The 12,796-nt window shown below is 73.5% G+C and carries 11 protein-coding genes; 4 read left to right on the top strand and 7 right to left on the bottom strand.

What is annotated here, in order from left to right:
* Window positions 1-197 precede the first annotated feature (197 nt).
* From B086_RS0109060 to B086_RS0109070, 3 genes are all read right to left on the bottom strand, one after another.
* Window positions 198-548, bottom strand: a complete 351-nt coding sequence (locus tag B086_RS0109060; protein ID WP_018566094.1) for a hypothetical protein — start codon at window positions 546-548, stop codon at window positions 198-200.
* Complete coding sequence (locus B086_RS0109065) at window positions 545-1,057, bottom strand: DUF6232 family protein (protein WP_018566095.1); 513 nt, start codon at window positions 1,055-1,057, stop codon at window positions 545-547. Before B086_RS0109065 ends, B086_RS0109060 begins: the two co-directional genes overlap by 4 nt.
* Before the next feature lie 422 nt (window positions 1,058-1,479).
* Window positions 1,480-2,943, bottom strand: a complete 1,464-nt coding sequence (locus tag B086_RS0109070; RefSeq protein ID WP_018566096.1) for an amidohydrolase — start codon at window positions 2,941-2,943, stop codon at window positions 1,480-1,482.
* Window positions 2,944-3,043: 100 nt separating this feature from the next.
* Here B086_RS0109070 and B086_RS0109075 point away from each other — a divergent pair, with 100 nt between their 5' ends.
* The 4 genes from B086_RS0109075 to B086_RS0109090 all read left to right on the top strand — a co-directional run bounded on the left by B086_RS0109075 (window position 3,044) and on the right by B086_RS0109090 (window position 7,537).
* Complete coding sequence (locus B086_RS0109075) at window positions 3,044-4,153, top strand: zinc-binding dehydrogenase (protein ID WP_018566097.1); 1,110 nt, start codon at window positions 3,044-3,046, stop codon at window positions 4,151-4,153.
* A 116-nt stretch (window positions 4,154-4,269) separates the two neighbouring features.
* On the top strand, window positions 4,270-5,232 hold the full coding sequence (locus B086_RS0109080; RefSeq protein WP_018566098.1) for an aldo/keto reductase: 963 nt from the start codon (window positions 4,270-4,272) through the stop codon (window positions 5,230-5,232).
* Window positions 5,233-5,234: 2 nt separating this feature from the next.
* A complete protein-coding gene (locus tag B086_RS0109085) occupies window positions 5,235-6,263 on the top strand; it encodes an alpha/beta hydrolase (protein WP_018566099.1) in 1,029 nt (342 codons plus the stop codon).
* Window positions 6,260-7,537 (top strand): multidrug effflux MFS transporter, encoded by a 1,278-nt coding sequence (locus tag B086_RS0109090; protein ID WP_018566100.1) that lies wholly within the window; start codon window positions 6,260-6,262, stop codon window positions 7,535-7,537. Before B086_RS0109085 ends, B086_RS0109090 begins: the two co-directional genes overlap by 4 nt.
* Window positions 7,538-7,609: 72 nt before the next feature.
* On the opposite strand, the gene hpaD is transcribed toward B086_RS0109090, so the two are convergent.
* The 4 genes from hpaD to B086_RS0109110 all read right to left on the bottom strand — a co-directional run bounded on the left by hpaD (window position 7,610) and on the right by B086_RS0109110 (window position 12,714).
* A complete protein-coding gene (hpaD, locus tag B086_RS0109095; RefSeq protein ID WP_018566101.1) occupies window positions 7,610-8,635 on the bottom strand; it encodes a 3,4-dihydroxyphenylacetate 2,3-dioxygenase in 1,026 nt (341 codons plus the stop codon).
* 21 nt (window positions 8,636-8,656) lie between these two features.
* A complete protein-coding gene (hpaE, locus tag B086_RS0109100; RefSeq protein ID WP_018566102.1) occupies window positions 8,657-10,156 on the bottom strand; it encodes a 5-carboxymethyl-2-hydroxymuconate semialdehyde dehydrogenase in 1,500 nt (499 codons plus the stop codon).
* 83 nt (window positions 10,157-10,239) lie between these two features.
* Window positions 10,240-11,160 (bottom strand): 4-hydroxy-tetrahydrodipicolinate synthase, encoded by a 921-nt coding sequence (gene dapA / locus B086_RS0109105; protein WP_018566103.1) that lies wholly within the window; start codon window positions 11,158-11,160, stop codon window positions 10,240-10,242.
* 111 nt (window positions 11,161-11,271) lie between these two features.
* The gene (locus B086_RS0109110) at window positions 11,272-12,714 is read right to left on the bottom strand and encodes a fumarylacetoacetate hydrolase family protein (RefSeq protein WP_018566104.1); all 1,443 of its coding nucleotides are present in this window, start codon (window positions 12,712-12,714) and stop codon (window positions 11,272-11,274) included.
* Window positions 12,715-12,796 lie beyond the last annotated feature (82 nt).

The raw sequence follows: 12,796 nt of genomic DNA on the forward strand, positions 1-12,796 counted from the left end.
GGCGCGGGCCCCGGCCGGATGCCCGCACCCTCGGCGGAGGCGAACGCCGAGGCCGCGAGGCCGCTCGCGCCGGGGGCGGCAGCCGGTGAGGCGCTCCGGACCGGGACGCCGTGGGAACTCGGCCGCTGTCGCGGAGCCCGGATCCGCTGTTCCGCCCACGGCGTGGGCCGGACCGCGTCCGCCCCGGGGCAGGCCCGTCAGCTCAGCAGCGCGAGCAGCCGTCCCAGCGCCTCCATGACGGGCCTGCCCACCTCGCCCACGGTCGCCGCGATCTGCGAGACATGCGCCAGGATCATGCCGCGCTCGCGCAGGGCGGTCCGGTCGGGGGTGAGCGCGGGCAGCGCGTCGTCCACGGTCCGGGCCTGGTCCGGGGTGAGCGCCGGGCGCAGGCTGTCCAGGAGGCGGGTGAGGTCCGTCACGGCGGCTCGAAGCTGGGCGTCCTGACCGGTGCCGTCATGGTGGACGACGGTGCCGTGGTTGATGCCGACGACCTTCTCGCCGCCGTTCACATTGACGACGTCTCCGTAGTAGTTCGACGTGTCGCTCACAGTTTGATCCCCGTGTTTCCCCTGCCGCCGTTCATGTTGACGACGGAACCGAAGTTGTTCGTGGTGTTGTACTGCTCCAGGACGGCGGAGAACTCGTACTCCGGGTGGTCGATCGCGTACACGACCTGACCGGCGATCGCCCGCAGTTCATCCATGGTCGGCAGGGTCAGGACCACCCTGGAACCGCTGTTCAGCTCGACGACCAGCACCGGCTTGCGCGACGAGATCAGGACGGCGCAGACGACGACCAGGGCGGCCAGGGCCAGGACGCCCGAGGCGGGACTGCCGCCCCCGCCGCCCCCGCCCGTGGAGTCGAACCGGTCGGAGACGAAGAAGACGACGCCCGCAAGCAGCAGGAGGTAGAGGCCGGCCTTGCCCCAGGCGGGCTTCAGCCTGAACACTTCGACCCAGCTGACATTGCGCAACGGAACCGCCGCCGACCCCACCCACAGGATCTGCCGCTCGACCCGGAGTTCCAGCGGCTTTCCACTGCGCGGAGGCAGCGGCATCGGCGGTATCTGCGGAGCCGGCTGCGGCGGCCGGGACGGTGGCCCGGGCGGACGCTGCGGCAAAGGCCCGGGAGGTGGTACGCCGGTGTCGCCCGTGTGATCCATGGTCCCCCCGTGCTGTCGTCACCACCACCCGCGCAGTGCACGGCGCGGGAGCATCAGTAAGCCTGTGCGGCTCGTGGGACGGCAGGCGAGATACGGCCAATGTCATCGTCCCTCGCCGAGTTTCCGGTCGAAGCGCTCCCGGACGCGCGAAAGGGCCCGGCCCCCTACGGAACCGGGCCCGGACCCCGGCGGGGCGGAGCCGGTACGCCCGGCCCCGCCCCGCTTGCGGCGGGCCGCGTCGTGCGGCGCCGCTCGCTCCCCCTCCCCCTCCCCTTCCCCCTCCCCCGGCCATGACGGGCTCGCGGTCGCTCCGCCCGTCAGGCGATCTCCGCCGCCTCGGCGGTCTCCGGCACCCCCGACGTCCCGGACGTCTGCACCGCCTCGACCGCCCCGGCCTTCCCGGCTGCCCCGCGCTCGTAGACGATCCTGCCGTCCACCACGGTCAAATCGACGCTGACATGCGGGAGTTCGGCCGGTGTGACCGCGTACGGGTCGGTCTCCAGTACGCACAGGTCGGCGGCCATGCCCGCGGCGAGCGTGCCCTTCCACGAGGCGGCGCGGTCCTGGCGGGCCGGCTCCACCGTGTAGCAGCGCAGCAGCCGGTCCATGCGCCGCCGCGGATCGGCGGCGGGGCCCATCCACGCGTCGGCGGCGGCGATCTGGCGCCGCCAGTCCGGCGAGAGCACCGGGGCGTCGGAGGTCAGGCAGAGCGGCACGCCCGCGTCCAGCACGGCGCGCAGCGGCCAGGCCGCCGTCGCCGTGCCCTCGCCCAGCGCGGCGTCGACCAGGGGGTGGGTGCGCAGCGCGATCTCGGGCTGGGTGTCCAGACCCACTCCCAGGGCGGCCATCCGGCGCAGTTGCGGCACGGTCACCAGGTCGCCGTGGATGACGTAGTGCCCGAGGTCGACGTCGTGCTCGCGGCGGGCCTGTTCGATCGCGTCGAGCATGACATCGATGGCACGGTCGCCGGTGGCGTGCACGCCCACCTGGAGGCCGAGGCGGTGGGCGGCGAGGATCATCCGGGTCAGGTTGGCCTCGCGTTCGGTGTCGTCGGCGCCCGCCACCAGCAGCTCGGGCCGGACGCCGTCCGTGTAGCAGTGGTGCGTGTAGGCCGACTTCATCGGGGGGATGCCGTCGGCGAATATCTTCACGCCGGCAAAGCGGAGCCAGCGCGGGTCGCTCGTGGTGGCGTCGGTGGCGGCGAGCCCGGCGAGGAAGTGCTCCAGGTCGCTGGGGCCGTCGAGTTCGCCGTAGAGCGAGAGCACGGTGACCCGGGCCCGCAGCAGCCCCTCGGCGGCGAGCGCGCGGTACTCCCCCACGACCGAGGTGCCGAACGCGCCGGTCGCGCCCTCGTCCTCGCCGGGACCGAGGCCCGGCTCCGTGTAGCTGGTGATGCCGAGCGAGGCGAGCAGGTCCCCGGCGCGCAGGATCGCCCGGCGGCGCTGGGCGGCGTCGAGCAGGGGGCGCTGCGGTCCGGGTCCGGGTCCGAGTCCCGCCTGTCCGCCGAAGAGGGTGTCCGGCCAGAGCGCGCCGAGCCAGGTGGCGTGCAGATGGGCGTCGTTGACGCCGGGCAGGACGACCCGGCCGCCGAGGTCGACGACCGTGGTCGAGGGGCCGGTGAGCTCCCTCATCGCGCGGTCGTCGCCGATCCGTGCGACACGTCCGTCGCGGACGGCGATCGCGGTCGCCTCCTCGCCGCCCGCGCACAGGGAATGGACCACCCCGCCTCGCAGGATCAGGTCGGCCGATGCGTTGCGGGCGTCGCCGTCGGCTGTGCGCACGGGTGCTCCTCATTGCTCTCGGGGGTCTCGACATTTGAGTCGACAACCGTAGACTAACGCATCGTCGAGCCGCCGCGTGCTCGATCCGAAGGAGCATCCGATGGACCTTCCCTCCGCCGCACGTGCCGCCGTCCTCACCGCGCACGGCGCCCCTCTGGAACTCACTGACCTGCCACTTCCTGCGAAACCGGAGCCGGGCGCCGCCCTCGTGCGGATCCTGTGCACGACGCTGTGCGGCACCGACATCGAGATCTGGTCGGGGAAGATGACCTTCCCCGGCATGCTGCCGATGGTGCTCGGCCACGAGATGGTCGGCGAGATCGTCGCGGTCGGCGAGGACACCCGCGACGCGCTGGGCCGCGCACTCGGCCCCGGCGACCGCATCGGGTGGTCCGAGTCGACCTGCGGCGCCTGCCACGGCTGCACCGTGCTGCGCGAGCCGGTCGCCTGCTCCGCCCGCGGCTACGGGTTCCTCCAGCGCTCCGACGCCTGGCCGCACGCCACGGCGGGCCTGTGCGAGTACGCCTATGTGGTGCCCGGCGCCGCCAAGCTGCTGCTGCCCGCCGAGACACCCGACACCTGGGCGGCGATGGCGGGGTGTGCGGCCAAGACGGTCCTCCGGGCGTTCTCCCGGGTGGGCGGGGTGCGCCCCGGTTCCCGTGTCGTGGTGCAGGGTTCGGGCGCGCTCGGTCTGTTCGCCACCGCCGTCGCCCGGATCAGCGGCGCGGGCAGCGTGGTCACCGTCGGCGCTCCCGCCTCCCGGCTGGCCCTGGCCCGTGAGTTCGGCGCCGACGAGACGGTGGACATCGCCGGGGGCTCGGCCGCCGTCGTGGACCGGGTGCGGGAACTGACCGGCGGCCACGGCGCCGACCTGGTGCTCGACTTCGCCGGGGCGCCCTCGGTCGGCCGGGAGGCCGTGGAGATGGCCGCGCAGCGCGGACGCGTCGTGGTCGTCGGCAGCACCGGTCCGGGCTCCGAAGCCCTCGCACTGGGCACGGTGATGGGCAAGGAACTCACCGTCGTCGGCTCACTCAACGGCGACATCGCCGACTACCACGACGCGATCGGCTTCTTCACCTCCTTTGGCGACCGCATGCCGTGGGACCGGCTGTTCGGCACACCCGTCGGTCTGTCCCAGGCGTCCGCCCGGATCGAGGCGATGAGCCGGCACGAGGAGATCAAGGCCGTCGTCGACCCCCGGCTGCCCTGAGACCGCCCCGGCCTGCCGCGGTCCGTACCCGCACACGGCACACCCGCACAGCACACCCGCACCGCTCCGTACGCCCGCGTGACGCCCGCGTACGGGCCCACGAGAGGAACTCACACGTGTCCCCCACGCTTCTCCCCCGCCGCCGCGTCGGCAGCAGCGACCTGGAGGTGTCGCAGCTGTCCCTCGGCTCCTGGCACACCTTCGACCGGATGGACTTCGCCGACGCCGTCGCCATGGTCCGCCACGCGCTCGACCAGGGCGTCAACCTCTTCGACGTCGGTGTCTACGGCATGCCCGGCATGCCGCCCGTCTTCACCGACGTGCTGTGGGGCGCGATCATGCGGGCGGTCGGCGTCCCCCGCGCCGACTACCTGGCCTCCGTGAAACTGTGGATCGAGGGCTTCGGCGCCGAGGGCTTCGCCCCGCAGCTGGAGAACGCGTTCCTGCGCACCGGTCTCGAACACGCGGACCTGGTGATCCTCGGCGACCTGCGCCGCGACGACGTACGCCTGGAGGACCTGGTCGGCGACCTCGCCGCGCTCACCGAGGCCGGACTGATCCGGGCCTGGGGCGTCAACAACTGGTCGGCCTCGAACGTACGCGCCCTGCGCCGCATCGCCGCCGAGCAGGGGGTGCCCGGACCGCAGATCGCCCAGCTGAAGTACAGCCTGGCGCGCCGCTCCATCCCCGACGGGGAGCCGTTCGCCGAGCTGTTCGCCGACGGATTCGCCATGCAGGCCTCCGATGTGCTGGAGGGCGGCATCCTGGCCGGGCGGACCGCCCCGGAGCGCGAGATCGGCCGCGACCCCGGCGGCATCCGGGACAACATCGTGGCCACCGTCCCGGCCCTGACCCGGCTCGCCGACAAGCTCGGCACCACCTGCGCCCAGCTCGCCGTCGCCTTCACCCTCACCCACCCGGCCAATGTGACCACCCTGGTCGGCGCCAGCCGGCTGGAGCAGGTGCGGCAGAACATCGGCGCCCTGGAACTGCTGCGCCGGGTGGGCGCCGAGGAACTGCGCGCCCTGGCCGAGCCGTTCTGGGCCGACCGCGACGCCGTCGACCCGGAAGGCCCCTGACCGTGACCGCGACCGCACCGCGCACTCCGGACGGGGAGCGCCCACCGCGCCCGCGCCCCGTCCCCTATGACCCGGAGCTCGAACCGGGCCTCGCGCACTGCCGCGAGCTGATCGAACGCATCCCGCTGCGCGCCGGGACGATCCTCGCCAACCGCGCGCACTTCGCCACACTGGTGCCCCCCGCCGAGGAGGTGATCGGCGACGCGCCCGTCACCTGCGAACATGTCACCGTGCCCGGTCCGGCCGGGGCGCCGGACGTGGAGCTGACCGTGCTGCGGCCGCGCGGCGCGGTACACGACGCGCCGGGCCTCTACTCGGTCCACGGCGGCGGCATGGTCCTCGGCAACCGGTTCTTCGGACTCGCCGGTCTCGTCGAGGACGTCCTGCGCCACGGCGCGGTCGCCGCCACCGTGGAGTACCGCCTCGCCCCGGAGCATCCCGCGCCCGCCGCCGCCGAGGACTGCTACGCGGGTCTGCTCTGGTTCGCCGGGCACGCCGCCGAGCTGGGCGTCGATCCCGCCCGCGTCGTCGTCGGCGGCGCGAGCGCGGGCGGCGGTCTGAGCGCGGCGCTCGCGCTGATGGCCCGCGACCGCGGCGGCCCCGCCCTCGCGGGCCAGCTGCTGGACTGCCCGATGCTCGACGACCGCAACGACACGCTCTCCAGCCGGCAGTACGACGGCATCGGCATCTGGGACCGCGCCAACAACGACACCGCCTGGACCGCGCTGCTCGGCGCGGACCGGGGCACGGACGCGGTGTCGCCGTACGCGGCTCCCTCGCGCGCGCGGGACCTGTCCGGGCTGCCGCCCGCCTTCGTCTCGGTCGGGGCCGCCGAGGTGTTCCGCGACGAGGCGGTCGACTACGCCACCCGGATCTGGGCGACGGGCGGGCAGGCCGAACTGCACGTGTGGTCCGGCGGCTTCCACGGCTTCAGCGGTTTCTCCCCGGACGCCGAGGTGTCCCGGGCGGCCGGGGCCGTGCGCCACTCGTGGCTGGAGCGCGTCCTCGGCGGCACCGGCCGGTCCCGATGACGGCGGACACGATCAGCGGCGCGCGCCCGATGAGCGCGCGCCGCGCCGCGTTCGTGCTCGGTTCGCTGGAGGTGTTCGGGCCGCTGTCCATGGACCTGTCGATGCCGCTGCTGCCCCGGCTCGCCAGGGACCTGCACACCAGCGACAGCCTCGCCCAGGCGTCGATGTCGGTGTGCATGCTGGGGCTGGCCTTCGGCCAGTTGGTGGCGGGCCCGCTCAGCGACCGGCTGGGCAGGCGCCGGCCGCTGCTGTGGGGCATCGCGCTGTTCGCGGTGTTCTCGCTGCTGTGCGCGCTCGCCCCGACGATCGAGGTGCTCCTCGTGACACGATTCCTGCAAGGTGTCACGGGCTCGGCAGGTGTCGTGATCGCGCTGGCCGCCGCGCGGGACATCGCCTCGGGCATCGAACTGGCGCGGCTGCTGAGCCTGCTGGGGCTCGTCGGCGCGCTGGCGCCGATCCTGGCCCCGGTCGCAGGCGGGCAGCTCACCGCGGTGCTGGACTGGCGCGGGCTGTTCGTGGTGCTCGCCGCCGTGGGCGCCGCCCTGCTGGCGGTCGCCGCGACGCTGCTGCCGGAGACGCTGCCCGCCGGGCTGCGGCATCCGGGCGGGTTCGCCGACACCGGGCGGCGGTTCGCCGTGGTGCTGCGCGACCGCCTGTTCGTCTGCTACCTGCTGGTGGGAGCGTGCACCGGTACGGCCTTCTTCACCTACCTGGCGTCCATCAGCTTCGTGCTCCAGGACGGCTTCCACCTCGGCCCGCGCGCGTTCAGCGCGGTCTTCGCGGCCAACGCGGTCGTCGCGGTGCTCGGCTCCCTGTGCAACCGCGCCGTGGTGCGCCGGGCCGGGCCCGTGCGCATGTACGCGGCGGGCACGACGGCGACGGCCGTGACCGCCCTGGGACTGCTGCTCGCGGTGCTCGCCGGGGCGGGCCTGGCCGTCGTGCTGGTGCTGCTCGCGCTGGTGCTGTTCTGCTACGGCGTCATCAGCCCGAACAGCTCGGCGCTGGCGCTCGCCGGGCACGGTGAGCGCGCCGGGACGGCGGCGGCTCTGCTCGGCATGTCGGGCTTCGCCGTGGGCCCCGTGGTGGCGCCCCTGGTCTCGCTCGGCGGCAGCGCCGAGACGACCATGGCCGTCACCATGGCGGCGGCCACCGCCGTGGCCGGTGTGCTGGTCTGGACGACCGTGCTGCCCCGGCTGCGCAGCGCCGGGGAAACCGCGCCCGTCGGCGGGCCCGGTGACCGCAACACGGTGAAGCGGCCCGGCGTGCCGCGCTGACGGCGACCTGGGCGCAGGCGAAGACACGTGTGCCGGGTGGCGGAGCGTTCCGCCACCCGGCACATCCGTGTGTCAGTCGTCCTGCTTGACCGGGTCGACGATGCCGAGGCCGTCGGCGCCGACCTGGACGGCGGACTCGTCCAGCACGGCCTCGGTGACGGGCTGGGGCCTGCCGTCGAGGTCCAGGACCGGGGCCGCCTCCTTGTACCAGGACTCGATCACCGCGTTGCCCCAGAAGTCGCGGCGGCGGTCGTCGTGGACGTTCCACCGGTACGTCTCGTGGTCGGGGTCGCCGGTGTAGTAGTCGGAGGTGTAGATCTCCACCCGGTGGCCGTCCGGGTCGCGCAGATACAGGTAGAAGGCGTTGGAGACACCGTGCCGGCCGGGGCCGCGCTCGATGTGGTGCTCCTTGCGCAGGGAGCCGAAGATGTCGGCGGTGCGCAGCACGTGGTGGGACTCGTGGGTGGCCACGCCCACATGGTGCAGCCGGGGTCCGGCGCCGCCGGTGAAGGCGACGTCGTGGACGGTCTGCTTGCGGTACATCCAGGCCGCGTACAGCTCGTGCTCGTCGCCCTCGATGGTCTCCGAGCAGCCGAAGCCGAGCGCCTGGTAGTGGGCGTAGGCGGCGGGTATGTCGGGGGTGCAGATGTTGAAGTGGTCCAGGCGGGCGATCTCGGCGCCGCGGCGCAGGTCGTAGCGCTGGATGAGGCGCTCGGCGCGGTCGATGTCGTGGAAGAACTCCACCGGGAAGCCGAGCGGGTCGACGACGCGTACGGCGTCGCCCACACCCGGGGTGCCCTGTCCCCTGGGGACGCGGCGGACCGGGCGGCCGAGCGCGGTGAAGTACTCCTCGGCGCGGTCGACGTCCTCGGGGGTGCGCACCCGGTAGGCGAGGTGGTCCAGGGCGGCCGTCCCGCCCTGCCGGAGCACGAGCGAGTGGTGGGTGAGTTCGTCGGTGCCGCGCAGGCAGAGCATCTCCTCGTCCTCGTACTGGACGTGGAAGCCGAGCATGTCGCACCAGAACCAGCGCGCCTTGGCCAGGTCGGTGACGACGAGCTGGGCGTAGGCGGAGCGGACGACGTCGGGAGGTGTACTCATGGGGGTGCTACTCCTTCGCGGTCAGGACGCGCCGAAGCGGGGTGTGTGCACCTCGCCGAGCATCACATGGACGATCTTCGACTCGGTGTAGAAGTCGATACTATGCGCGCCGCCCTCGCGGCCGAGGCCCGAGGCCTTCACTCCGCCGAAGGGAGTGCGCAGGTCGCGGACGTTGTGCGAGTTGATCCAGACCATGCCGGACTCGACGGCGTGGGCGATGCGGTGGCCGCGCTTGAGGTCGGACGTCCACACATACGCGGCCAGTCCGTACTGGGTGGCGTTGGCCAGGGCGACGGCCTCGGCCTCGTCGTCGAAGGGCGCGACGGCGACGACCGGACCGAAGATCTCCTCCTGGAAGATACGGGCGTCGCGGGGGACGTCGGCGAAGACGGTGGGCTGGAGGTAGTTGCCCTCGGGCAGGTGTGCCGGACGTGTTCCGCCGGCCACCAGCTTGGCCTCCTGCTGTCCGATCTCCACGTATTCCAGCACACGTGCGTAGTGCTCGGGGTGGACGAGCGCGCCGACCTCGGTGGCCGGGTCGGCGGGCGGGCCGACCTTGACCCGCTCGGCGCGCTCGGCCAGGCGGCGGGTGAACTCCTCGTACACGGGACGTTCCACGAGGACGCGGGAGCCCGCGGTGCAGCGCTCGCCGTTGAGCGAGAAGACACCGAAGACGACGGAGTCGAGGGCCGCGTCCAGGTCGGCGTCGGCGAAGAGCACGACCGGGGACTTGCCGCCCAGCTCCATCGACGTGGTCTTCAGCCGGTCGGCGGAGCTGCGCACGATGTGCCGGCCGGTGTCGGTGGAGCCGGTGAAGGAGATCAGCGGCACGTCCGGGTGGTCGACCAGGGCCTGTCCGGCCTCCTCGCCGATGCCGTGCACGATGTTGACCACACCGGCGGGCACCCCGGCCTCGTCGAGGATCTGCGGCCACAGGCTCGCGGACAGCGGGGTCCACTCGGCGGGCTTGAGGACGAGGGTGCAGCCGGAGGCCAGCGCCGGGGCCAGCTTCCAGCTCTCCAGCATGAACGGGGTGTTCCACGGGGTGATCAGGCCCGCCACGCCGACCGGGGTGCGGACGACGTAGTTGATCTGCTGGTCACCGGCCCGGAACGCCTCCTCGCCGAGGGCGACGATGACATCGGCGAAGTAGCGGAAGTTCTCCGCGGCCCGCCGTGCCTGACCCTTGGCCTGGGTGATGGGCAGCCCGGAGTCGAAGGTCTCCCAGGCTGCCAGGCGCTCCTCGTGCGCCTCGACGGCGTCGGCGACGCGGTACAGGATGCGGGCGCGTTCCCGGTTGCCCAGCTTCGACCAGGCGGGGAAGGCGGCGCGGGCCGCGGCGACGGCGCGGTCCACGTCGGCGGACGCACCGGCGGCGGCGGAGGCGTAGGGGGCGTTGGACACGGGGTCGCAGACCGGGAAGGTGCGGCCGTCGGCGCTCGCGGTGAGTTCACCGCCGATCCAGTGCTGGATCTGCTCGGGCAGGTCGGCCGGGCGTGGGGCCGGCGTGTCGGTGCTCATGGCGTCTCTCTTCGTTCGCGGGGGTTCGTTCGCAGGGGCTTCGTTCGCGGAGCCGCTTCGTTCGCGGGGCTTCGTTCGCGGGGTCAGAGCTGCTGGGTGAGGTCGCCGCCCTCGACGAGCAGGGCCCGGATGCGGGTCAGGCCGTCCTCGGTGGGTCCGGTGAGCGGCGGGCGGACGTGGGCGGAGGCGATCCGGCCCTGCTGGGCGAGCACCCACTTGGCCGGGGCCGGGTTGGTCTCGACGAACAGCAGGTCGACCAGCGGGTGCAGCCGGTAGTGCAGGTCGCGGGCGGCGTCGAAGTCGCCGGCCTCCCACAGCTCGTACATGCGGGCCACCGCGGCGGGCGCGAGGTTGGCCACCGCGGAGACGAATCCGGCGCCGCCGAGCGCGAGCAGCGGCAGGCACAGCAGCTCGATCCCGGACCACACGAGCAGGTCGCGGCCGCAGGCGTGCAGGACGCGGGAGAAGTGCTCGAAGTCCTTGGTGGTCTCCTTGACGCCGACGAAGTTGTCGAAGTCGGTGAAGAGCCTCCGGACGGTCTCGGGCGCGATGTCGACGGCGGTGCGCGAGGGCACGTTGTAGGCGACCAGCGGCAGGTCGGGGAACTCACGGGCCACCGTGGCGTACCACTGGTACAGGGCTTCCTGGGTGGGCCGGGCGTAGTACGGGGTGATGACGAGGGCGGCGTCCGCGCCCAGGTCCCGGGCGGCGGCGGTGATCTCCAGGGTCTCGTCCAGCTTGTGCGAGCCGGTGCCGGGCAGGAACGGCACCCGGTCGCCGATCTCGTCGGCCGCGGTGCGCATCGCGGCGATGCGTTCGGCGGTGCTCTGCGCGGACGGCTCGCCGGTGGAGCCGCCCAGCGAGATGCCGTGCGAGCCGGACTCCAGCTGCCAGCGGATCAGGCCGCGCAGGCTGTCGTGGTCGAGGGCGCCCTCGTCGGTGAACGGGGTGACGACGGGGGCGATGGACCCGCGGATGGTGGCGGGGTCGGTGCGGAACTTCATGTGCTGCTCCGGGTGCGTGGAGGGCGATGGGTGCGGGCGGGTCAGGCAGGCGGGGTCGGTGAAGCGGGTGGAGCGGGTGGCGGACAGAAGAAGACGCGGGCGTGGGCGCGGTCAGGACCGGGTCTCGGTCTCGCGCCACCGCCGGTAGGCGTCCTGCCGGGCGGGACCGAGCGGGTAGAGGCCCTCGATGGGCTCGCCCGCCGCCACCTGCTCGGCGATGTAGCGCTCCTGGAGTTCCTGCTCGGCGCTGTCGGCGGCGAGCTGCCCGGCCAGGTCGGGCGGGACGACGACCACGCCGTCGGCGTCGCCGACGAGGATGTCGCCGGGCTGTACGAGCGCTCCGCCGCAGGCCACGGGCACGCCGGTGTCCCAGGGGACATGGCGGCGGCCCAGGACCGCGGGGTGCTCGGCGGCGTAGTACGTGGGCAGGTCGAGGGCGGCGACGGCGGCGCTGTCGCGCAGGGCGCCGTCGGTGACGATGCCGGCCGCGCCGCGCATCTTGGCGCGCAGGGCCAGGATGTCGCCGATGGTGCCGGCGGTGGGGTCACGGCGGGCGTCCATCACGAGCACCTGGCCGGGGCGCAGTTCCTCCACGGCGCGCTTCTGGGCGTTCATGCCGTTGCCGTACTTCTGGAACAGGTCCTCGCGCAGCGGCAGATAGCGCAGGGTGTGGGCGGTGCCGACGAGGGTGTCGCCGGGCCGGGTGGGGCGCACGCCGTCGATCGTCATGTGCTGGAGTCCGCGCTTGCGCAGCTGCGAGCTGAGGGTGGCGGTGGCGACGGAGCGCAGCGCGTCGGCGAGGCCCGGGTCCAGGGCGGGTCCGGGCAGGTGTCCGGGACCCCAGGCGTCGGCGCGCAGCGCGGTGTCGACGCGGGGCATGGCACCCCAGTCGGCCAGGTCGAGGGCGGCCTCGGTCACCGTGTTGCGCAGCCGTCCGGTGGACAGTTCACGGTCCGGGTCGCCGACCTCCACCTCGACGACGTCGCCGGGCGAGACGACGGAGGCCCCGGCCGGGGTGCCGGTGAGGATGACGTCGCCCGGCTCCAGGGTGACCAGCCGGGAGAGGTCGGCGATCAGGGTGCCGAACGGGAAGAGCAGGGTGCTCGTGTCGGCGTCCTGGACGAGTTCGCCGTTGACCCAGGTGCGCAGCCGCAGCGCGGCCGGGTCGAGCGTGGCGGCGTCCAGCAGCCGGGGGCCGAGCGGGGTGAAGCCGTCGGCGCCCTTGGAGCGCAGGTTGGAGCCGCGGTCGGCGTACCGGAGGTCGTAGACGCCTGCGTCGTTCGCCGCGGTCACCCAGGCGACATGGCTCCAGCCCTGCTCGGGGGTGACCCGGTGCGCGTGGCGGCCGATGACGAGGGCGATCTCGCCCTCGAAGGCCATGAGTTCGCAGCCGGCCGGGCGCACCAGGGGGTCACCGGTGCCGGACAGGGAGGAGGGCGGCTTGAGGAAGTAGGAGGGCTGGGCGGGGATCCGTCCACGCTCCTTCGCCCGGCTCGGGTAGTTGAGATGGACGGCGATGATCTTCGACGGCTGGGTTCCCAGCGGGTGCGGCATGGGAGTTCTCCTGGGGCGTGAGCGGCGGCGGGGGCCGGTCGAGGAGGGGTGGTGCCGGTCGCCGCCGGGGTGACCGGGGTTG

The organism is Streptomyces sp. PsTaAH-124 (genome assembly GCF_000373685.1).
Lineage (GTDB): Bacteria > Actinomycetota > Actinomycetes > Streptomycetales > Streptomycetaceae > Streptomyces > Streptomyces andamanensis.